General features: G+C 54.8%; 25 protein-coding genes. 18 read left to right on the top strand and 7 right to left on the bottom strand.

Going from position 1 to position 21,703, the window contains the following annotated elements; genetic code table 11:
- The first annotated feature begins 526 nt into the window (after positions 1-526).
- Positions 527-1,720, top strand: coding sequence for a replication initiation protein RepC (gene repC, locus ACFWW2_RS17095; RefSeq protein WP_393929919.1), 1,194 nt, complete (start codon positions 527-529; stop codon positions 1,718-1,720).
- A 66-nt stretch (positions 1,721-1,786) separates the two neighbouring features.
- Here the strand turns inward: repC and ACFWW2_RS17100 are convergent, their stop codons facing one another.
- Genes ACFWW2_RS17100 through ACFWW2_RS17110 form a run of 3 tightly spaced genes read right to left on the bottom strand, consistent with a single transcriptional unit; the run spans position 1,787 to position 2,950 of the window.
- Positions 1,787-2,371 carry a hypothetical protein gene (locus ACFWW2_RS17100; protein ID WP_393929921.1) on the bottom strand — a complete coding sequence of 195 codons (585 nt, stop codon included), beginning with the start codon at positions 2,369-2,371 and terminating at the stop codon, positions 1,787-1,789.
- 32 nt (positions 2,372-2,403) lie between these two features.
- Entirely contained in the window at positions 2,404-2,709 is a 306-nt protein-coding gene (locus ACFWW2_RS17105; protein WP_393929923.1) for a type II toxin-antitoxin system RelE/ParE family toxin, read from the bottom strand.
- Entirely contained in the window at positions 2,699-2,950 is a 252-nt protein-coding gene (locus ACFWW2_RS17110) for a type II toxin-antitoxin system ParD family antitoxin (protein ID WP_393929925.1), read from the bottom strand. Before ACFWW2_RS17110 ends, ACFWW2_RS17105 begins: the two co-directional genes overlap by 11 nt.
- 44 nt (positions 2,951-2,994) lie before the next feature.
- Here ACFWW2_RS17110 and ACFWW2_RS17115 point away from each other — a divergent pair, with 44 nt between their 5' ends.
- The gene (locus ACFWW2_RS17115; protein ID WP_393929927.1) at positions 2,995-3,492 is read left to right on the top strand and encodes a hypothetical protein; all 498 of its coding nucleotides are present in this window, start codon (positions 2,995-2,997) and stop codon (positions 3,490-3,492) included.
- Between the two features lie 124 nt (positions 3,493-3,616).
- Here ACFWW2_RS17115 and ACFWW2_RS17120 read toward each other — a convergent pair whose 3' ends face one another.
- Together ACFWW2_RS17120 and ACFWW2_RS17125 are read right to left on the bottom strand one after the other, a co-directional pair.
- The gene (locus ACFWW2_RS17120) at positions 3,617-3,985 is read right to left on the bottom strand and encodes a hypothetical protein (RefSeq protein WP_393929929.1); all 369 of its coding nucleotides are present in this window, start codon (positions 3,983-3,985) and stop codon (positions 3,617-3,619) included.
- A 157-nt stretch (positions 3,986-4,142) separates the two neighbouring features.
- Entirely contained in the window at positions 4,143-4,364 is a 222-nt protein-coding gene (locus tag ACFWW2_RS17125) for a hypothetical protein (protein WP_393929931.1), read from the bottom strand.
- 315 nt (positions 4,365-4,679) lie between these two features.
- On the opposite strand from ACFWW2_RS17125, the gene ACFWW2_RS17130 reads away from it, so the two are divergent.
- From ACFWW2_RS17130 to ACFWW2_RS17175, 10 genes are all read left to right on the top strand, one after another.
- Positions 4,680-4,967: a hypothetical protein gene (locus ACFWW2_RS17130; protein WP_393929933.1), complete on the top strand. Its 288-nt coding sequence runs from the start codon at positions 4,680-4,682 to the stop codon at positions 4,965-4,967.
- A 199-nt stretch (positions 4,968-5,166) separates the two neighbouring features.
- On the top strand, positions 5,167-9,321 hold the full coding sequence (locus tag ACFWW2_RS17135; protein ID WP_393929935.1) for a strawberry notch-like NTP hydrolase domain-containing protein: 4,155 nt from the start codon (positions 5,167-5,169) through the stop codon (positions 9,319-9,321).
- Positions 9,321-10,157, top strand: a complete 837-nt coding sequence (locus tag ACFWW2_RS17140) for a hypothetical protein (RefSeq protein ID WP_393929966.1) — start codon at positions 9,321-9,323, stop codon at positions 10,155-10,157. Before ACFWW2_RS17135 ends, ACFWW2_RS17140 begins: the two co-directional genes overlap by 1 nt.
- A gap of 140 nt (positions 10,158-10,297) precedes the next feature.
- Positions 10,298-10,600, top strand: coding sequence for a hypothetical protein (locus ACFWW2_RS17145; RefSeq protein ID WP_393929937.1), 303 nt, complete (start codon positions 10,298-10,300; stop codon positions 10,598-10,600).
- Positions 10,597-11,022, top strand: coding sequence for a hypothetical protein (locus tag ACFWW2_RS17150; RefSeq protein ID WP_393929939.1), 426 nt, complete (start codon positions 10,597-10,599; stop codon positions 11,020-11,022). Before ACFWW2_RS17145 ends, ACFWW2_RS17150 begins: the two co-directional genes overlap by 4 nt.
- 84 nt (positions 11,023-11,106) lie before the next feature.
- Entirely contained in the window at positions 11,107-13,041 is a 1,935-nt protein-coding gene (locus tag ACFWW2_RS17155; RefSeq protein ID WP_393929941.1) for a ParB/RepB/Spo0J family partition protein, read from the top strand.
- 162 nt (positions 13,042-13,203) lie between these two features.
- Positions 13,204-13,335: a hypothetical protein gene (locus tag ACFWW2_RS17160; RefSeq protein ID WP_393929943.1), complete on the top strand. Its 132-nt coding sequence runs from the start codon at positions 13,204-13,206 to the stop codon at positions 13,333-13,335.
- Positions 13,332-13,577, top strand: a complete 246-nt coding sequence (locus ACFWW2_RS17165) for a hypothetical protein (RefSeq protein WP_393929944.1) — start codon at positions 13,332-13,334, stop codon at positions 13,575-13,577. Before ACFWW2_RS17160 ends, ACFWW2_RS17165 begins: the two co-directional genes overlap by 4 nt.
- Entirely contained in the window at positions 13,574-13,843 is a 270-nt protein-coding gene (locus ACFWW2_RS17170) for a hypothetical protein (RefSeq protein WP_393929946.1), read from the top strand. The genes ACFWW2_RS17165 and ACFWW2_RS17170 overlap by 4 nt, the downstream gene beginning before the upstream one ends.
- Positions 13,833-14,264 carry a hypothetical protein gene (locus tag ACFWW2_RS17175; protein ID WP_393929948.1) on the top strand — a complete coding sequence of 144 codons (432 nt, stop codon included), beginning with the start codon at positions 13,833-13,835 and terminating at the stop codon, positions 14,262-14,264. Before ACFWW2_RS17170 ends, ACFWW2_RS17175 begins: the two co-directional genes overlap by 11 nt.
- 93 nt (positions 14,265-14,357) lie before the next feature.
- On the opposite strand, the gene ACFWW2_RS17180 is transcribed toward ACFWW2_RS17175, so the two are convergent.
- Both ACFWW2_RS17180 and ACFWW2_RS17185 read right to left on the bottom strand, forming a co-directional pair.
- Positions 14,358-14,717, bottom strand: coding sequence for a hypothetical protein (locus ACFWW2_RS17180; RefSeq protein ID WP_393929950.1), 360 nt, complete (start codon positions 14,715-14,717; stop codon positions 14,358-14,360).
- Between the two features lie 190 nt (positions 14,718-14,907).
- Entirely contained in the window at positions 14,908-15,129 is a 222-nt protein-coding gene (locus tag ACFWW2_RS17185) for a hypothetical protein (RefSeq protein WP_393929952.1), read from the bottom strand.
- Between ACFWW2_RS17185 and ACFWW2_RS17190 the strand changes: the two genes are divergently transcribed.
- From ACFWW2_RS17190 to ACFWW2_RS17215, 6 genes are all read left to right on the top strand, one after another.
- Entirely contained in the window at positions 15,128-15,433 is a 306-nt protein-coding gene (locus tag ACFWW2_RS17190; RefSeq protein WP_393929954.1) for a hypothetical protein, read from the top strand. The two genes, ACFWW2_RS17185 and ACFWW2_RS17190, sit on opposite strands and share 2 nt — an antisense overlap.
- A 302-nt stretch (positions 15,434-15,735) precedes the next feature.
- The gene (gene repA / locus ACFWW2_RS17195; RefSeq protein WP_393929956.1) at positions 15,736-16,920 is read left to right on the top strand and encodes a plasmid partitioning protein RepA; all 1,185 of its coding nucleotides are present in this window, start codon (positions 15,736-15,738) and stop codon (positions 16,918-16,920) included.
- A complete protein-coding gene (repB, locus tag ACFWW2_RS17200; protein ID WP_393929958.1) occupies positions 16,920-17,927 on the top strand; it encodes a plasmid partitioning protein RepB in 1,008 nt (335 codons plus the stop codon). Before repA ends, repB begins: the two co-directional genes overlap by 1 nt.
- A 195-nt stretch (positions 17,928-18,122) precedes the next feature.
- Entirely contained in the window at positions 18,123-19,205 is a 1,083-nt protein-coding gene (locus tag ACFWW2_RS17205; RefSeq protein ID WP_393929960.1) for a helix-turn-helix domain-containing protein, read from the top strand.
- A 378-nt stretch (positions 19,206-19,583) separates the two neighbouring features.
- Positions 19,584-21,269 (top strand): hypothetical protein, encoded by a 1,686-nt coding sequence (locus tag ACFWW2_RS17210; RefSeq protein WP_393929962.1) that lies wholly within the window; start codon positions 19,584-19,586, stop codon positions 21,267-21,269.
- A 98-nt stretch (positions 21,270-21,367) separates the two neighbouring features.
- On the top strand, positions 21,368-21,703 hold a 336-nt coding region (locus ACFWW2_RS17215; protein WP_393929964.1), incomplete at its 3' end, for a DUF736 family protein.

A 21,703-nucleotide genomic window follows, 5' to 3' on the forward strand; every position in this document is an offset into this window, starting at 1 on the left:
ACCCTTGCCCGAATCTCTACATCTGGTGTAGGTCTAGGATTAGACCCATAGGTCTGATGATACAAGCCGGACAACAATGAGGAAAGGAACAGCCAGAAAAGCGAAGCCCCCCGAAAGCAAAACTTCCAGAGGGCCACACGAAATCTAATTGGTTCAAGACTTAGATACCGTGTTTCCCGACATCAATGCAAGTCAAAAACGCATTCGTGCGGCCAGGAAAAGTGCGTCTTGGTCTGGGTCAGCAAAACCACATTGATCCAGCCCTGGGTGCAAACCCAACCAACCCGGCAGAGCGTTTCTGCCAACAGATGAAAGGAAGACCCCAACCCCAGAAAAGCAAAACCCCGCAAGGCGGTGAACCTTCCGGGGGGTGCTAAGATCAACAGAGCGCCAACTCTGCATATCATAGAGTCAATTTGATCTTAGCACCTCCTGAATCATGCAGGCAAGAAAAAACGCATCTGTGCGATCCGAAAAGTTTTGCCTGTCGCCGCCTTGTCCAACAAACAGAACAAAGGACAAGAGCATGAGGACAGAACCACTCCCTTCCCTTCCACAGGGATTTTCCAGGCGCGATGTGATCGCGCTAATGGCCGATATCGGCCGTGACATCGGGCTCGGCCCGAGGTTGACCGACATTCTCACCAGATTGATTGGCTGCACTGAGGCTGACGCCTGGCTGGACCCGGACAAAGAACCGATCTTCTATGGACGCCAGGAAAGCTTTGCGCAGAAACTTGGCATCACCACCCGCCAGCTGCGGAACCATGAGAAGGTATTGCTCAAGCACGGTTTCATAGAGCGGCGCACGGCGGCAAACGGCAGCCGGCATGGCAGCACAGGGCTTGGTCTCGTTCTCACGCCCATCATCGAGCGCTTCACCGATCTTCTGAATATCCGGGAAGCGCGCAACGCACGCTACGCCCGTATGAAGACCCTGAAGGCCACGCGCAGCGTCCGGTGGGCCACGTTTCGCGACGAGCTGGCGCGTTTATCGCCTGACGACCTCTCCCACCCCGATGTGCAATCCATGATCGAGGAGCGCGCAACCTGGCCGCGGACCGACACGCTTCTCAGTATGAGCGAAGCCCAGCTTTTATCGCATATCGAGGCAGCTACCAGCCTGTGCATAAAGCTCAGCCAATGGATTGAAAACCATGCTGATTCTTCCTGTGAACCGGAAGAAACCTTCCGGTCTTTTATACAAGAGGACATTCAGATGAATGACTCTGAAACTTGTAACGCTAGCGACAATAAGCGGAGCGCGGGCTTGCCCGCGCAACCTGATTATTCTGCTCCGGGGCCTAACGGCCCCGTCGATTGCAGAGAAAAAGAGCTTGAGGCGGAAGCCCTGGCACTTCAAGGGCTATTTTCAGGACGATACGGATTGGATCATGCGGTCTCTTTGGCCAGCGAAGAGTTCAATTACGAGATGCAGTCCAGAGATGGTGAACGATCAGAATATGCCTTTGTCGAAGCCGCGAATTCTCGGATTGCGCCCCTCGGGATCAACATCACAGCCTGGGCTGCAGCCTGCGACCGTATGGGACGGGTCCGCGCCGCGCTTTGCGTCATGTTGCTTGATGCCAATCGAGATCATCCAACTGCACCGGTGATGAACCCAGGCGGCGCCCTGCGCGGCATGATCAAAGCCCATAATCGTGGAAAGCTGAATCTGATCGGTAGCCTGATCGGTCTTCACCGGAGGCGCGGATTGTGACCAACCGATATTTTGTCGTTCCATTCCGTCAGCGCGGCGGCTCGATAGCGATTGGTTCAACTTCGCTTATCCCAGTGGTGGTAAATCAACAGTGTCTTCCTCAAGATCAAGGTATGCCGCATCATCGCGACACACCCAGTTCAGAGTTTTGCTTCCTGACGGGTCTGGTGCCAGTCGAAATGTACGGACAGCATTTTCGTATGACGCTTGAGACGTCCGGGGGCTCTGCATCAGTGGTAGGCTATCGCGTAGACCAGCCAGATTTTCCTCTCCAAGATCACTTCTGAATGCGGAAAAGCCATCATCAGGGTTGAGGATGAAAAAGAAGTAATCCCTTTGCGCGACCATCGTCTCGATGGCCTTCAACGCTAATGCGTTTGAAGGGTTCACCAAGACCGAATATTGCTCAAAACCGTAGAAGTTGAAGGCGAACTGACAGACAGGCTTGTTATCCGGGGTTGCAAGCATCCGGTGGCCGAACCCGATGCCCATTCCCAGTACAGTGCGAGGAACAACGCTTTCCGACTTTGTTGCAAAGAACCCCGTAACTGTGTCACCGGAGCGAACGAGACCCAAAGCACAACACGGAGCGTCCGCATCGTTGAAATCGTTGATGAATGTCCGACTGAATGTGATCGGGGGGAGCGCCATGGTGTCAGCCTTCGTACAATGGAATGCAGGTTTTACGGTTCAGTAACAGGATGTTCTAACCAGTTTTCGCGCTGGTGACGCACTCGCAGAACGAAGACCGTCTTGCCGTCGCCCAAAATCGTGTAAACGATCATGTGTTTCTGTGCGGGATACACACGCACGCCTGGCGTGATATCCTCCCGCAAGCGGGTGATGCTGGGGTTGTCGGACAGGGTTTGGAAAATCTTGTCGAGCTGGCCTTTGTAACGCTCAGCCTGCACCAAGCCATATCTCTCGATGCCGTAAAGAAGAATTTCAAACAGATCGTCTTCGGCTGCCCGCGAAAATTCAACTGCCACGGTTCGCGTCAGCCCGTTCCTTCGCCGCCGCCCAAATGTCGTCTAGGCTCTTATCGCTGGCATCGCTCTCAAATGCCTCGTCCACAAGCCTTTGCATGTCCGCGATCTTTGACGCGCGGTCTTGATCATGACGGATGAGGTCACGGACGTACTCGCTCGCGTTGTCGTAGCGGCCTGTGCTTGTCTGCGTCTCAACCCAATCTTTCATAGGGTCGGGAAGGGATATGTTCATACTTGCCATGTCAGCACCTCCTGCCTTCCCCCTATGACATAAAATGGCAATATTTGGCAACAGGTGAGGACGGAAACAGCAATATCTCATTCCTTGAGATATCGGGATCTGTTGCTGTTGGGCGCGGCACGCTCCTGACAGCATCTGGCACGCAAAGCCGAACAAATTTCCAACAGGCAGGCCTGGTCACTGGCGGCGATAACCTGATGGGATGTGCTGGCGAAGTCTCAATCAGCCAGGCGCATTTTCTCGGCGGCCCAGCCACGATGCGCTTGTCTGTCTCCAGCCCGCTCCAGATCTCATGTGGTGAAATCTCAATCGACCTCCCGCAAGACAGGGTCGCAGCAGTGGCCGGTCAGGAAAGCACGGGCGTGACCAGAACCTCTCAAACTGTGGACATTACACCTTCAGAGCGGCCGATCGATATTGGCCTGACCTATGAGATTGCTTCGGATGCTCCCGGGCCGGATATCCTGTTGAGTGCCGGATATCGCGCGCAAGGCGAAGACCCAGATCCCTACATTGGATTTGCGCTCAGTCATAGGTTTTGAAGCGCAATACGCGCAGCCCGATCACAGTAAGGGGCAGAGGCGTATCATTTCATGAGCGTTTTCTGTTTTCTCGACACGATAAGACTACCCCGCCTTGCTGGCGGCTATATCGCCGACGGGCCGATCACCGGACAGGCGGCTCGATAGCGATTGGTTCAACTTCGCTTATCTGGAGCGCTTCGCCCTCACGCTGCTGCGCATCAAGTGCCGCGAGCTGGTCAGGCGCAAAGATGCGCAAATACAAGCGGCAAAACCGCCGCTCGATCGCACCCGCTATCATATTGGAAACAATGTTAACAGATCCGATGACCATACCCACTAAAATGAATGGCAGCATCAGTACCTTGAACGTCAACGTCAGTAGGAATGCCGCGCTGACGAGCATGCCAACGAACACAAGCCCGAAATTGTCTTCGGGGATGGTCTTCAGGACGGCGACCGACCCGAACGTTACGAGGGACAGCAAAGCGATGCTTAACATGTATCTGATCATGTTTCGGCTCCTTTACGGCGATCCTTTCCCATTTTTCGCCAGGGGATTTACTTCCCATTGCTGGCGAAGATCAGGTGTTCACAATATGTTCTGTTTTTGAATCGGTCAAGCGACGTTCTGGTTGATGCCATATCAGCGTATCAAAACCGCATAAACTTCAGGTCTTATCGAAGGGCAGATTTTTGGGCCCTGCCGTTTCTCGGACCCATGCGGCGCCATCATCGTCTAATTGACAAATAAGCCTTACCTGATCTTCAACGATCAGAATTGCTCCTACACTGTACAAAGCATCTGCATACAAACACTTGTCTAAAACGGGCTCTTGCGCCGAAAGAGGCGCGGCAAGCAAAGCAAAAGCAATTGCAGCATGGTATTTCATAGGGAAACTCCTAGAGGTTGCGAAGTGAAGTGGTCCAGCCGGAGGCTCGGCCATTGATGGCATTTGGTATCCGGTTGCCGTTTTCCCGCTAGGCTCGCTGTCGTCTTCATTTTCTTCGCTAAAGCCAGTATCTGCCATTGGTCGCTCGAAGTGCTGAGCTGGATCAACCACTCATAACGGATATCCGAAGTGCGCGGGAGCTATTTTACAATAGACCCCAACTATGGTTCGCGCCGCGATCCGATGTTCGGTTTGAATCTAGAGTGGACATCATAGTTGCTTGGCCAATAATTACTCAGAAGGTATATTGTCAGAATGCAACTTCTAACACGACTGCTCAGAGGAAAATCTAAACCCGAGAAAAACGAGCAACTCGTTCTGGTTTTTGTACCGGCGCTAGCGGCCATACTCAAGACTGCAGAAGACGACAAAGGCTCGCCCCTTGAAGAGAAAGAGGTTTTGACAATTCGTGACAAGGCTACATGCATGGCAGTCTCAATGCCGTACGCAGTGGCATTGGAAAAAAAGCGTGGTTACCCTGATATTGCCGCAGAGACTGCTTGGGAGGACTGGAAGGTCCTTCGTAATCAATTTCGAGATTAAGGGTATCCACCCGCATCCTCCAATTAAGTCGACCCTTTTCGCGCTGTGCCGGGAAAGCGAAAAACGCTCATGAGAGAGTGTCATTCTGTCCCCAACCTGCAAAGGACCGCCTCTACCTGGCGCCCTTACTCTGATGTGACGACATAAAGATGAAAGACGGCTTCTCCGCCGGTGACCCAAACACCGGAAGGAGACCGATATGGCAGAGCCCAAAACACAAGCCGTCCTGAAAGACCTCGGGATAGCCTTGCAGGAACCGCCCCTCACCCCAAAGCACGTGTCCGACACCATGCATTCCGCCTTCGGAGGCACCGACGCCGAAGGCGCGTGGTGCTGGCGTCAAGCCTACGACGTCATGCAGGCAGCAGCCGTACAAACGGCGATTTCATCGAGGTCGACCGGATCACTCTCGGCTCTGACAGGATTGGCGCGCAACCTGTTGACCGAAAGCCGACGGAGCGAAGCACAAGTCAGATTGCAACAGTTCTCCACCCCCCTGCCCTATGCATGGCTGGTTGGCCAAGCAGCTGCATTGTCTCCGCTGGATCGTGTTCTGGAGCCATCTGCCGGGACAGGCGCACTGGCGGCTATGGCTTTTGGTAAGGCGCAGTCTCTCACGCTCAATGAGATCGACCCTTTCCGTGCTGAGTTGTTGAGTGTGGTGTTCCAACAATCCATTCACCAGTTCGACGCCGAACACATCAACGATCTGTTGCCGGGTGCCCGGCCGACGGTCGTGCTGATGAACCCACCCTTCTCGGCAAGTGCCAAGCGGGAAGATCCAACAATGGTGGCGCGTCATCTGGTTTCAGCTGCGCTTGCACTCGAAGACGGCGGGCGCCTGGCTGCAATCGTTCCTGACCGTTTCACACCGGAGCGGATGAGCGATTGGTGGCAGCGTTTCACCCAGATCGTCAGGCCGCGATTGCGCATCGACATGCCGGGTGCGGTCTACCGCAAACTCGGAACACAGATTCCGACGTCGCTTTTGGTCTGCGACAAAACCGGCGATGCGAAGCCACTCGCCAGTTTCCGGGCATGTTCCATTGAAGAAGCCGTAAAGCTCATTGCGCAACATCCTCAGCCTCGTCTGGATGTCAAATCCAGCACGCCACGGGTGCCAGTGACAGCGAGAGCCAAGACCCGAACGACGCCACCGCCACGTCCTAACGCCCGCCCTGTCGCGAGGATCTCTGAGGTACAATTCCGCGAACGCGACGAGCCTTATGTCGGCAAACCCGTCTCAGATGTCTTTGCGCGATCCAGACCACAGCGGATTGTGTTTGACGGCGCGCAGGAACACCCCAGCCCCTTGGTAGAAAGCTTGGCCATGGCCTCTGTCGTGCCGCCTATTCCGGGCCGCGGACCGAAGTTGCCCGAGCGCCTTGTGGCGGAAGGCTTGATTTCAGAGGCGCAGTTGGAAGCGATCTCCATGATTGTCTCCGCCCATGACAGCGATCTGCCAGGCACATTCAAGGTGTCCGATGATTGGACAGAAGCGCTGCCCAATCCCGAAGGTGTTCGATATCGCCAAGGCGCATTTCTTGGGGACAACACGGGCGTCGGCAAAGGCCGTACCTGTGCCGCGACGCTCATGGATGGCTGGCTTGCGGGTCATCAACGCAGCATCTGGTTGTCCCGCTCTCAAACGCTCATTGAGGATGCGATCCGCGATTGGACGGATATTGGCGGTGCGCCCACAGACATCGTGCCTTTGTCACGATTCAAAGCCGATCAACCGATCCCGGTCACAAAGGGCATTCTCTTTGCCACCTACGCGACATTGCGCGCACAGGCCAAAGGGGGCGAAACCCGGCTAGAACAGTTGATCGCATGGGCAGGCGAGGATTTCGAGGGGCACATCGCCTTTGATGAAGCCCATGCCATGCAAAATGCGGCCGGGAGTTCCGAAGGCCGCGGCACAAAGCCGTCGCAACAGGGTATTGCTGGCTTACGGTTACAGATCGCCCTGCCCCGCGCCCGAATCACTTACATCTCGGCCACGGGTGCCACAACCGTTCAGAACCTCGCCTATGCCAGCCGTCTCGGCATTTGGGGGCCGGGCAAAGACTTTCCCTTCCCGTCTCGTGATGCCTTTGTCTCCGCCATGGATGCTGGCGGTGTCGCTGCAATGGAAATCGTGGCACGCGACCTTAAAGCGCTCGGTCTCTACATCTCACGTGGGTTGTCGCTCGAAGGCGTTGAGTATGATGCGCTGGAACATGCGCTCACGCCCGCTCAAATCGAGACGTACAATACCTATGCGCGGGCGTTCAAAGTCATCCACCAGAACCTCGATGCAGCTCTTGTGGCCACCGGTGTCGAAGACCCGTCCAACGGTACAACGGCCGGGGCTGCAAAGGCAGCCGCCAAATCCCGCTTCTACTCGATCTCGCAGCGCTTCTTTAATCACCTGCTGCAGGGCTTGAAGATGCCCAGCGTTCTTGCTGCCATCGAGGACGACATTGCCCACAACCTCGCACCGGTCATCCAGATCGTTTCCACAGGCGAGGCCCTTCTGGACCGCAAGATCAGTGAAACGCTTGCCAGCGATGATGAGCTGACCGAGGCGCATCTGACGCCAAAAGAAGCGATCATCGACTATCTCATGACCGCCTTTCCTGTGCAGGCGCAGGAGCTTGTCGAGGTCGAAGGCACGATTGTCGCCCAACCCCTGCGCGACGAGGATGGTCGCAAGGTGTTGAGCCAGGAAGCGCTGGAGATCCGCGACAACCTGCTTCTGGACATTCAGTGTCTGGAGCCTGTGGCGACCGCGCTCGATCAATTGATCTGGCACTTTGGCGAAGAAAAGATCGCTGAGGTGACAGGGCGTTCCAAGCGGCCCGTTCTCAGTACAGATGGACGTTTAAGCATTGAAAAGCGATCCGGTTCGGCGAATTCAGCGGAAACCATCGACTTTATGTCCGGACAAAAGCCCTGCCTGGTGTTCTCGGACGCCGGCGGGACTGGACGCAGCTATCATGCCTCGCTCAGCGCCAAGAACCAAAAGCGTCGTCGGCACTATCTCATTGAACCTGGTTGGCGCGCAGACAGCGCCATCCAGGGATTGGGGCGCACGCACCGCACGGCGCAGGCCAGTGCACCGTTCTTTCGGCTCTGTGCCACAAATGTCCATGGAGAGTCCCGCTTTCTGAGCACGATCAGCCGGCGCCTTGGCACGATGGGGGCGCTCACACGCGGTGCCCGCCAAGCCACGTCAAACGGTATCTTCCGCGCGGAAGACAATCTTGAAAGCCCAATTGCACGCGCAGCGCTTCGTAGCCTCTACCGCGACCTCGTCAATGATGTCTCGCCATCCATGACTTACGACACCTTTGTCGATTGGACCAATCTGAAGCTGGAATGTGATGACGGGGGCCTTGTTGAAGATCTGCCGCCCATGTCGCGCTTTCTCAATCGATTGATCGCACTGCCGATCGACATGCAGAACGCCCTCTTCAAAGACTTCACGGCCAAGATCGATGCCTTCACTGAGCGCGCGATCGCGGAGGGCCGCTACGATGTCGGGCTTGAGGTCTTCCGCGCCAAAGCCATTCGGCAGACCACGGCTGAAGACCTTTGGACCTGCCCAAAAACCCAAGCGATTACGCGCCTGATTGGCATCGAAGCCGAGGAAGACCAAACCTATGGCACGGCGCAGGAGGCCTTGGACTTTGGATTGACGCCAATGCGGAATGCGGCTTCCGGCAAAGTCGCCGCTATCGGCCGACCTGCAAGCTTCATGGATGATGATGACGAAGCCCTTCTGCGGCGTGTACGTCGACCAAAAGGCAATTCATTCACAACAGACACCGCCTTCGAAGCTTCCGCCTGGGAGCCGATCAGCGAGCAGGTTTTCATCAAAGCCTGGGCGCGTGAGGTGGAAGAGCTTCCCAAAACCGTGACACGGCAATTCTACCTGCTGACGGGTCTCTTGCTACCCATTTGGACGCGCATTCCATCGCTTGATGAGAAGATCTGGCGGCTAACACCCGATGGTGGCGAGCCGATGATTGGCCGGGTGTTGACGGATGAAGCGGCACATGTGCTGCGCGCCCGCTTCCAAACCGGCACGCTCAACACGGCTAAAGCCTGTCTTGTTGCTGCGCGCGGCCAGGGCGATCCAGTAGATCTTGGTCGCGGCCTGACGCTGCAAACCCGGCGCGTTGCGGGTCGCCCTCGCCTTGAGATCGCAGGCTTCTGTCGCGATCAGATCGAAACACTCAAATCCCAAGGCTGTTTCACTGAAATCATTGCGCATCAACTTCGGGTCTTTGTACCCGACACCTCCGAAGCCGGCGACATCGTCGCATCCATTATGGGCGCCAGTGTCAAGACGCTGGAGGTCGCGTGATGTGGCCCGGTGTGTCTGAACCGGTCAAAGATGCCAGCTTGCGCGTCCTTTCTTTAGGAGCTGGCGTTCAAAGCACCACGCTTGCTTTGCTCGCAGCCCATGGTGAGATCAGGCCGATGCCTGATGTGGCGATCTTCGCCGACACCGGCTGGGAGCCACAGGCAGTCTATGATCATCTCGATTGGATTGAGGAACGTGGTGCCCTGCCCTTCCCGATCCTGCGGGTTCAAGCCATCGATCTGCGTGGCCAAATCCTCGACCGCGCAGCGCAGCGCGACGGGCGCTTTATCTCCGTGCCCTTCTTCTTGGAAAACGGTGGCATCAATCGCCGTCAATGCACCCGCGAGGCCAAGATCGATCCGGTGCGCAAGGAAATCCGGCGTTTGCTTGGGCTTCAGCCCGGGCAGCACGCCACCAACTTCCGTGTTGAACAGTGGATCGGCATCAGCACAGATGAAATGGTCCGAATGAAGCTGGCGCGGAACCCCTGGATCATCAATCGCTGGCCGCTCATCGAGCAGCGCATGTGTCGCAACGATTGTCTCACATGGCTCAAACGGCATGGCTATCCTGAGCCGCCAAAGTCTGCCTGCATTGGGTGCCCCTATCGTTCAAACCAAAGTTGGCGGGATATGAAAGAGTATGATCCGAAAAGCTTTGAAGATGCGGTTCAAGTTGACCACGCTCTTAGGCTTCATGGCGGTGCGCGCAACATGCGCAAGGCTGAGTTCATGCACCGTGCCTGCCGACCACTGGGCAGCGTCGATTTCCACCGGTCAGACACCTCTGACCAGCTCAGCTTTCTGGATGAATGTGATGGGGTCTGCGGTACCTAAAGGGAAAAGGCGGCCTCTGGGGATTGTGAACCGCACAAACCTTGGAGAAAGCCCATGTCTGTACCCACACCAACACAGACTGCCCCCGCCCCTCTCGCCCTTGAATGGCTGCAACCGCGGGAACACCGGTCTCCCGTGAAATGGCCTTCGCTCTGATCGACCGTGACAGCACAACCAGTCCCTATGCTGCACACGGCTTCCGGGCAGGCCAAGCGTTTGAGACCACGGAAGATCTCTATACCTACTTCCGTGAAGTGGCTCCGCCACTAATCAAGACCGCCGGTTCCTTTGCTTGCGGTGTGATAACGATGGATCGTCTGATCGACAGCTATCACCTCATCCAGGAACGGGCCTTCTGTGTCACTATCGAATGGGATGGAAAACAGTCTTTGGCGGCCGCTTCGCCAGCACTGATCACGTTTCTTGAAAAGCCACGCTCATGAAGTCGTTCGTTTCAGGTCATCACACCTTCGATCAATGCGTCAATCATCCGGATCACGGATACATCGGCCAAGGCAACGTTATGACGCCGACGCAGTTCTCGAGTTACATCCGTCCGGTGACACGGACGGAATATTCGGACATGCACTTCCCACCCGGGCAGCTCAATGCTTTCGATCTCAATCCTTTTCGCGATCACATGCCAAAGATGTTTGCGTCAATCGTTGAGACTGAGACCGCCGAACGTAAGGCCATTCTCTACTGGTTCTTTCATCGCGTCGGACGACAACGTGTCGAGCATGGGTGGATCCTTGCCAGTAACGCGCATCGCGAGATCGCCAGCATCGTCACCGGACCAACGCACAAGAGCCGCCTGGTCATTGATACTGCGGCGTCTTGGGTCTGCCAGGCAACTGCTTCTTGACCCCCCTCCCCCGCCGCGCCTCCCGAAAAGAGAAAGGGCGGCCTTTGGAGTTTGTGATCACAAAAGTAAGGAAAGGGAAAATCCATGTCGATCACACTGACCCAAACCGAAATCCCCCTCGCAAAACTCACCGTCCACCCTCAAAACGTCCGGGCCAAGACCTCGGATACTGAACCCGAAAGCGATATCATGGGGCTGGCCACATCGATCAAGGCGATTGGTCTCATCAATCCACTGACCGTCCAGAAACTCGATGGCGGCAAATGGGGCGTGCTTGCTGGCAAGCGTCGATTGGCAGCACTCGGTGCCTTGGTGGATGCCAAGGCGATCAAGAAATCCGTCAAGGTCAGCTGCAATGAGCTGCCAGAAAACTTCGACGCCACGACGGCACTGTCGTTTGCTGAGAACGATACCGTGCGCCAAATGAGCCCGATTGATGAATTCGATGCCTTCGCCAAGATGATCGATGAAGGCATGGCCCCCGATGCCATCGCTCTTGCCATCGGCCAGACCGAAGCGCGTGTGAAAGAGCGGCTGCGCTACAGTCTCGTGGCCCCTGCCCTGCGCGAAGCCGCACGCGCCAAAGAAATCACGCTCGATGTGATGAAGGCCTTTGCCAATCACCCGGATCACACAGTCCAGATCGAGGTCTATGAGGCCCTGAGCGAAACTGGACAGCTGCAATCCTGGGCAATCCGCGAGAAACTGCGCAATCGCGGTGTGAAGGTGTCGGATGGGATCGGTCAGCTTGTCAGCGCGACCTATCAGGAACGCGGTGGCGAGGTCTCCGGTGATCTGATCCCCGAACACTCGGTTCTCAACGACAATGCAATGGTCGAAGAGATCCTGCTTGAGAAACTGCAGGAGGCAGCAGAAGCCGAACGGGCCAAGCACGGATTTGCGTGGGCGGATGCGCAGCGCAGTCTCGATTGGCAGGAAATGCAGGCGTTCGGGCGGGTCTATCCGCAAGAGGTGGAACCCGATGAAGCAAGTCAAAAGCGCCTTGACGCCATCATCGAACGCTTGAACGCGATTGAGGAATTGCAGCAATCGGAAGAGATTGATCATGAAACTTCTTATGCTTTGGATGACGAGTGGGAGGCGCTTTCAGAAGAAGCTGCAGCGCTGCAAGAGGCCTATACCGAGGATGATCTCAAACGCGCTGGCGTGATTGCGCATTGGCAAGGCTCGCGCGTGACCATCACAGTTGGATTGGTCCGTCCTGAAGATGGTGAAGCCGCAACCGATGCGTCATCCAAAGCGACAGATGCTGCGAACAGCGGTGAGCTCACCTACTCGGCAAGCCTTAAATCCGATCTCGCTGTCGAACGTGCCATCGCACTTGGAGCGGCGCTTTGCACGGATCATGGGCTGGCAGACGATCTGCTGAAGTACAAGACGATTACAGATGTCCTAGGTCGTGTCCCCTGCACCCATCAGCTCAGTGTCAGTGCAAGTGTCGCGGAACGGCCACATGCCAAACCGGAAGGCATGGACCAAAGCGCAATCAACGCGATGGAGGACTTCAAATCGAAGCTTGATCTGCGCTTCCTTGAGGCGGGATCACCTCATGCTTGCTTTGAGGCGTTCCGCGAATTGAAGCCAGCGATGAAGGCCAAGCTGGTGGCCTATGCCCTTGCTCAAACGATCCGGCCGGGGCTGGCCAGCGGGCGAACGGGCGATGTGTTCAACGATCTCGAAGCGACGATCATGCCGAATATCCGTGACTTCTGGCGACCCACTGGCGAAGCCTTCTTCGGACGTCTTAAGCTCGATTGGCTTGTATCAATCCTGAAAGATGATCTTGGCATGCCAGACGAGGCTGTGAACCTGGCTGGCGGTCGCAAGGCAGCCGCTGTTGAGTTCATGGAGCGGCTCTTCGCTGAACCCTACGCGACGCTCACAGAAGATCAGTTTGCGGCCGTTGCCACCTGGGCCCCGGAAGGCATGCAGGCGCATGGCACCGCAGCCGATCAAGATACGGCCGAAGAGTCGGAACAGGCAATCGCGGCCGAATAGTTTCCCTACCCTACCGAGGACAATGAAAGGAGGTGATCAAGTCTATTTGGGTCCCTCGGGCGTCCTGAGCAATCAGGGCGCCCTTTTGCATGGGTGATAGCTCTTACGGCCTCAATCGCAAGCAACAACGACAGGTTTGCGCTCTCAAGAAAGGAAATCGTTATGGCCCAACCAAAGTTTGACCTCACCCCCGAGGTCAAAGCGGAGCATGTCAAGGAGCAGCTGGCGTCAGCTGATGATGTGATCCCCCTCATCGATGTCACCCAAATCAACGGCGTGAGGTTCGAGGAATGAATATTGGACCCCAGCCACTCTATGACTGGCAGGACGACGTAGATGCAGAGATCATCGTTGCTCTTGAGGTGCTTCCGGATCGTGTTGACGTAATCTTTCCCGAAAAAGAGGCACACGTCTGGATCGAGTACGAAGACGGTCGCATCCGGGTCCACTGCTATCACCAGGGCAAGGACGAGCCAGTCAACATTGAGATTCATAAGGACCGTATTGAAATCGACACGGAGGACTACGACCGATGAGCAACGTGACTCTTGAATTCACTTGGATGAGTTCTCTTCCAGTTTTCACCGCTTGTTTCGAAAACGGCACTCCCGGAGGCAAGAAATTGGCTCGCGATGAGCTCAGTCGCATGGCGCGCGTTACCGACGCGGCTGTCAAGTGTCAGCGCTGCGACAACAATGATTCGCGCCGGTGGCTTGGGATGAACCGATACCAACAGAATGTGCTTCGCAAAAAGTGGGCCGACGTTCAGGACAAACTGAGGGAGGCTCTCAATGCCGCTTAAACAGGTAGATGCCGAGATCGCATTCAAGATCGACGGGTTGGAGATCGAGCACGTTTATCGAAATGATATGATCGACTTTCCCATGGAGTATTGGTTTTCTTATGACGGCGTCGAGTTCGATATAAGGGATCTACCGGTCGACTCAGAAGACCAAACCGATTTCGAAGAAGTGATCAGACTGGCTGTCCGAAGCCGGGTTGGCCCTTTTGTGAACCTACCTAATAACCAAGTCTTCACCGTTCGCCGCCTCGTGGATGCTTACCAAGAATACTACCTCGACGTGGAGGCTTCTTCAGCTCAAGAGGCACTGGAACTCTCAAAGAACATGAGCTTCGAGGAAGGTTGCGTGATTGAGTTCGACGCGACCCGGATCGAGGTCCATGATGGTCAGGGCAACACCCTCATGCAGATACCCGAATGAGGGCGACAATCATCACAGATGCCTCTTGATGAGATATATATGCCGCCAATCTAATTGAGACGTTTCACGATGCGGCAGGATACTACGCCAACCTTAGCCATAAATGTGTCCATGCTTCAGGTCACTCAAGCAGGCTGGGTGGCGGCGATGCGCGAGGATAATGGCGTGATCTTCAAGGCCGCGGCGGATGCGCAACGGGCCTTTGATTTTCTCGTTGGTGGAGCCACGTTTCCGGCAAACGAAAGCCGAAAAACAACCTAATAAATTGATGTTAAGAGTTTTCCGGTCGGAGAATTGATTGCTACTGCCATCAAGTGATTCAACAAGCGCTTCGATGGCCGTTTTGATCCAGTCGTTAGACACCCCACCAAAACCATCCCGTGGAGCAAAGCGGCAATGACCCCCTGATCCCGATACTTTGATGACCGCAACATGCGTTTTCCAGCTTGACAAAAAGCTGGAGCAGACCCGAACACCGTGCTAACTGAGAAGCGTTTGCTTAGGCCTCCGTGCCTTCATCGGAGGCAGAGTTCACAGCTGTGAACTTCTCAAGACGGTCTGCCACACCCCAGTCATCAATCAGATTGGGATCTGTCTCGTTGATAGCGTTATACGTGTCCCGTCAATCAGGTTTTCATAGTTCTCAATTTCTAACTTCGACGAGATTACCGTCGGGGTTGCGAACATAGATCGACATTAGTTTGCTGACCCCACCTGACTTCTTCGCAAGCACCGGAACAAATCGGTTTCTTTCTGCGCCACTCAGGTTTGTGTACTGTTCAGGAACGAGGCGTCCAAGGTCCGCTGCAGAATAACTGTTTTTCGAAACGCTGTTGAAGAACGCCACTTGAGGAGATTCGCGCATGAAATTGACCTACCCAATAAACCTTGTTGGCGTTGATGAGTGGATGGACAGTGTGTACCAACCTGAGCTGGCGCAGGGCGATGTGATAACCCGAGATGGCGAATTTCTGGGATCCTGGAGAGTCGTCGACTACGATCACGAGGACGTCTATTCGAGTGGGCGATTTGAGTTCGTCGTGTACGGACAGGATATTGTTAAGTTTTCTGAGAGCTTTGACATGCTCGACGTCCGGGTTCATCGCGGATCTGCGATGTCCAAACTGTGCAGAACCATCAAAGACTGGCACGAAAGTCAATTAAACTGATGTCTTGGTAATGACCGTGACGTGGTAGGTTACTGATCCAGGGTAATCCATCAGAGCTGCATGGGGAGATCTGCTGATTTCCTTGCAAGCTTTGCCACCACTCCAGAAGCTCGTACCGATCTATGAAAGACTTAAATCTTTTAGCTGCGCGCGATAGTTCACAGCTGTGAACTACTCACTCAACATCTAGTTAGACGTGTAGCCCCGTACCCTACATGTAAAAAGAGGTTGACTTGAATCACGCCATCGGGTCTCAGTGTCAGTAGAGCGTAAACCACCAATTTGAGCAGGTCGATGTAACCATGATCCCAACCGCACCCATCGCGTCAACCTCTCCAGTTGATATCAGTAGTGAAATCAGTAGTCGACTAAATCTCGCTATCAAGGAACACCTTCTTGCGGCCTATGCTCCTGATTCAACAAAGCAGCTGCGGCTTTTCCCAGCCCAAGAGGTTTGTGATCTTATTGGCATTAGCCATCAGTATCTTCGCAAGGCAACGGTTGAGGGTGCTATTCCCGAGGCCAGTGAAATTAAGCACGGTCGCAGGTATTATACAGGTCAGGAGGTTTGGGAGCTGCGGCAGCTTCTGGACGCACGCAGTAAAACGCCAGGCCGATACCTCCCCTGGCGACGCGACGGTGAGCCCTTGCAACGCATTCAGGTGATGAATTTCAAGGGTGGCTCCAGCAAATCCACAACATGCATTCACCTTGCACATTACCTTGCACTGCAAGGCTTCAGGGTGCTTTGTGTCGACCTTGATCCGCAGGCTTCACTTTCAGCGATGAATGGCCTTCAAACCGAGCTAGATGGGAGTATTGATACCGTTTACGACGCGATCACCTATCATGATCCAATTCCGATGAAGGAAGTGATCCGGCAAACATATTTCCCGGGCCTTTCAATTGCACCTGGCGGGCTGATGTTATCCGAATTTGAAGCAGAGTCGGCAAAACTAAACAGCAAGCAGTCACCCTTCTTCGCGCGCCTTCATGATGCCATCATGTCGGTTGAGGCTGACTACGATGTTGTTCTGATTGATAGTCCGCCCAGCCTGGGCTTCATTACGATGGGTGGCATGGCCGCAGCCACGTCAGTGATTGTACCTCTAACGCCCTCAATGCTCGATGTGGCATCCACCGCGCAGTTTCTAAAAATGACCTCATCCTATATGGAGGTGATCGAACGAAGTGGCGCAAGGCTGGTGTATGACAACTATCGCCTTTTGGTCACTCGGGACGAGCCGGTGGACACACCATCTCAAACGATTGTCGCCTTCATGCGAGCTCTCTTCCAAGAGCGTCTGATGACCGCGACCAGCTTAAAAAGTACCGCCATCAGTGATGCGGCAATGCTTCAGCAGTCAATCTATGAGCTGAATAGGTCGGATCTGACTCGCGCAACTTACGACCGTGCCAAAGCTTCAATGGATGCCGTCGGTAAAGAGGTAGAAAACATGATTATTGAAGCATGGGGGCGTGCTTGATGGGAAAAGAACGCAGAGCAAAAAAGCGCCATTCCAGTATGATGGAAATCGCAGAGCAAGCGACCATGGATGTCAGTGACGCGACCCCTGCCCGGCCAATCACTCCGGGCCTTCGGTTCATTGAGGACACGTATAATGCTATCAACGAGATAGATCCCGATCTGATTGATGATTGGGGTGTGGCAGACCGTCTTGAAAAGTTCACAGCTGTGAACTCCGACACCGATGAAGACACAGAGGCCCCTAACCATTCCCTCGAACAGCTGGCGATCAGCATTCGGGAGAATGGCCAGCAAGTGCCAATTCAGGTTCGCCATGAGCCTGGTCGAACCGGGCGATATCAGATCATTTATGGTCGACGCCGACTGGCTGCTTGTCGTTATCTGAAAGAGAACTACCCGGAAGAAGACATTAAGGTTAAAGCCAATGTTGTGGATCTTGATGATGACAAGGCTCTGATCGCTAAAGCTCTTGAGAATGCGTCCCGAAAAGACCTCACGTTCTATGAACGTGCGCGATTTGCGACGGACATTATTGCGTCAGGTAAGAGCAGGTCAGAAGTCATAACAATTATGTCCCTAACAAAATCAGGGCTGTCCAACCTCGAACGCGTTACAAAGTCTGTTCCGCGCGAACTAGGTGATGCCATTGGGGCTGCGCCAGGTTTCGGTCGATCGAAGTGGATGGTCTTGGTGGACGCTTTGGATCAAAGAGTGATCACGGCTCGGAATGCATTTCGAGAACTAGAGAAGTTGCCGCCAAACTCTTCATCAGATGATCGGCTTTTGGCCCTGCTGAATGAGATCAAGAGGAAGTCCGACACGCAAAGACCCAACCCAAGGATTGTTGGGGAGGGCCTTGCCACTGTCAAAAAGGGAGCGTCGGGGCTGAATATCAGCATCAATGACAGCGTAGCCCCAGGTTTCTCTGATTGGCTGGATGAGCACATTGAAACTTTAATGAAAGAATTCCGAGATCGCTTTGAGGCAGTAGGCGGCCGGAAGTAAGCAGTTCACAGCTGTGAACTAATCAAGGGCAAGAGAGCAAAGGAGGAACGGCAGAAAAGAAATAGCCCCCGAAAGCGGTGATGCTCCCGAGGACCAAATCATGTCTAGCAACTTGAATTTAGCTCCTCCTGAATCACCACACAAGAAAAAACACCTTTGGGTGAGCGATATTTCTGTGTCTGCTGAGTAAAAACTATGAGGACAGTAACAAACTATGCTCCATCAGGAGCAGCCAGATCATCGGTCGGGCGGGGGAGCAGTGCGCCCAAATGGATACAGCTCCGTGCTATCGAGGAGGCCCGTGAACCGCTTGGATTAAGGGCAACCAGCATCTCTATCCTGCGGGCTATGATTTCATTCATGTCATCTGAGCGGATTAGTGAATTGGCAGAGGACCACCACATCGTTTATGCCAGCAATGCCGCAATAGCCGAGCGGGCTCACGTCAGTATTCAAACGGTTGAGCGTCATATTACAAAACTAGTTGGTATTGGTGTGATCCAGCGCTTCACAGCCGCTAATGGAAAACGCTGGGTCAGGCGCAATAGGGCAGGGCAGGTTACACTCGTCAGCGGCCTGTCGCTTCTGCCAATGGCGGCTCGTCATGCAGAGTTCAAAGCCCTTGCTGGTGAGCATCGCCGCGCACAAGAGACTCTTCAAGTACTGCGGGATCAATGCACACTGGCTCTGGCAAAAATTCACGACGCCATCACAGATGATGTTCATGATCTACTGGATCGAGCGCGCCTCATTCTGCGCCGTCGGCCTCAACAAGATGTTCTTCAGGGGCTGTTAGATGAGATAAATGCAATTGTTTCTGTGGACAGTTACCCATCAGAAGCCAGTCAGACCATCAATTTGAAGGACGGCAACGGCAAAATTGAGGGGCACAAAGAACACTCATTGATTCAGAATAGTAAGATAGAAAATCTTAATCAGATTCAGGTGACCCAAGATCAAATGGAGCATGCATTTCCACGGTTGTGCTCGGAACTGCGGTTTGCGAGAGACCAGGTGCATTGTGATCGGCTAATGGACCAACTTGCCGACCACATCCTGCTTGGCGAGACTTGGTATGCAATGAAATCGTCATATGGTCCAGCGATGCGCTTTATGGTCTTGGGTTACATCCTACAACGTGCAGAGAGCATTCAGAACCATCGAGCGTATCTGTCGTCGCTCTTGAGCAAGATTGAGCAGAGAACACTGGAGCCGATCACGCTGTTGAAGCTGCAGAAAATAGGGCAGGGTGGGTGGAGTAATCCTAAGAATGCTTAGTGTACCGCTCCATACCTTTGTCCGGGCTGGAAGATTATTTGGCTCGACCACCGAGCGCATCAACAAGCACTTAAATTGCCGTCTTGATCATACACGTAAGCTATGGCCCGCGGACCCTACAAGGTGGGGCGGTTATCCCATCATATTGTGGGCAAAAGCGCCGTGTGAGATTACTCTTGTGATACAATACTTGCTCCCGACAGCTTTGACGTGTTTCTGCGATGCACCAACCACTGGGTCCGAAACCGCAACCTCAGCCTCTGCGGCCAGATGGCAGGGCTGAAAGAGCCAGTCGGCTTAAGGGCAGGGGGACCCCTGCGAGACCGGGAAAGGTCTCCCGGCCCGGAAGGGGAGCAAACCCAACCCCCGGAGGTTCCTATGTCTGACGTCCAAACCTTGATGGCTTCTGTTTCAACCGACGCTCTCACGAAAGTCACCCGTCTCTTCAACGCCAGCATCAACGATATCATTGCCGAGCTTTTGCAGAATGCCCGCAGGTCGGGTGCCACAGAAGTGGCGATTGATTGCATCGATGATCCCGCAATCGGCCCAGCCGTGCGCTTTCGGGACAACGGTTCCGGTCTCACCGATCCGGAAGCGCTTCTCACACTTGGCAGCAGCGCATGGGATGATGAAACGCAGGTCAAGGAAGACCCTGCCGGTATGGGCTTCTTTGCCCTTGCCGGACGCAACGCGCGCGTTGTCGCTCAAAGGCTTGATGGCCCCGGTGGTTGGGAACTCGAAATCGATCGCACCGCCCTCTCTGGTGATGTGCCCATCATCTGTCGCCCGCGCACAGACGAACTATTGGGTGTCGCGGTGATCTTTGAGCAACGCCCGGGCGAGAACGTGTCCGGCGCAGTCAGCGATGCGGCGCGCTATGCGCCTATCGACGTCATTTGCGACGGTATTGAGGTTGAGCGCACTGATTACCTCGAAGGTGCCGCGCATATTGAGGTTTGGAAGGGTATCCGCATTGGCGTCTATCGCCACACTGATATGCGCTTCAAACGCAAACACACGAATACGAACTTTCATGGAGTGACGCTTGGCGTGCCCTTGCCCAAGCTCTCTGAGGTGCATCACGGTCACTATTGCGCCCTCATTGATGTCCAGGAGTGCACGGGGCTCCAACTTGTTCTGCCCGCGCGCAAAGAGGTCGTGCGGAACGCCTTCCTGACCGAACTTCAGCGGGAAATCCTCCGTATCTTTTTCCGGATGGTCAAAGAGGCGGGCACACATTCCTTGCGCTTTGCTGACCATCAGACGGCATCAAGACTTGGCTTCGACCTGCCACCCGCAGAGATGCGTCTTCGCGGGTTCGCCCCAGCCCACGCAGACTCCAATGGCAATACCTATACGGAGCTGATGACCGTGCCGACATCCGCCATGCTGTTCGCCGGTGGAGATGAAGCGGTGCATGAACAGAACTTCGCCCGCGCCCTTGCTCAAACAGGGCAGGGGGAGCTTGTGTTTGAACCGCAGCCCGATTTTGCGGGATATACTTGGTACGATGCGTTGCCCGTCCTTGAGATGACCGGATATGTGATCGGCACAGGCACCGGAAGGAAAGCCTACAGCCTTGATGAGCTGCCCGGGATCATTGAGCGTCCCGAGAACCTATTCGTCTTTGGCTCACTTCGCACAGGATCGGACATCTCCCGTTGGGAGATTGAGACGGATTTTATTCTCTTCGCTGGCTCAGATGCCACTATGATTGATGAGAGTGTCCTGTGCCTGACCGCAACCTCGACTATCACCCATGATGAGCTTCTCACCTTCTTCACCGACGCCCTTTTCTACCCCTGTTATGATGGTGATGCTGAATCTTATGACACCCAGCTTCGGTGGTTCACCGATGAGGCTGAAGATGAAGTGATCGGGTATCTCTCCGGCATTGATGATGTGCGTCTGAACCAGGTCCAACGGATCATTGCCCGGGAACTTTGGTGGATCCGCCGTGAGGAGTCCAATATCTCCATTCAGATCAAAGGGAAGGACGTGCAGGTCGAGGGGTTGGAAACGGCCTTCACAGGTTCCACGGAGGTACCATCGTCAGCGTGAAAGGGGAAAGGGGGCTTCGCCTTGAGTGATCCCAAGAGGGATCGGAAAGAGCTTGCGCCACGGCGCAAGCGGAAACTCTCAGACAAAGGACTGAACTCATGCTGAATGGCAAACTCATCGAAAGCGCAACTGGCTACAACCTGGCTGTCTCCACCCTCACCTTCGACATTGCAGGTCTGCAGGTCGTGCCCAACCCGCACAAGACGAAAGACAATCACCCGGACTACCATGTCGTTTTCCGCACACCGCGTGGCAACGTCATGCGGGTGGGAGCTATGTGGCGCGCGGTCAGCGAACGCAGCAAGGCCGAGTACTTCTCGATCACGCTCACGGACAAGAACAACAAGACCTGGCGCATGAATGCCGTGCGCAACGACACGCTGCGCGATGGCGAATGGGCGGTTGTTCCACTGGCCGGTGGCGAGCCTGAGCCG

Origin of the sequence: Yoonia sp. R2-816 (genome assembly GCF_046762905.1) — a bacterium.
Classification (GTDB): Bacteria; Pseudomonadota; Alphaproteobacteria; order Rhodobacterales; family Rhodobacteraceae; genus Yoonia.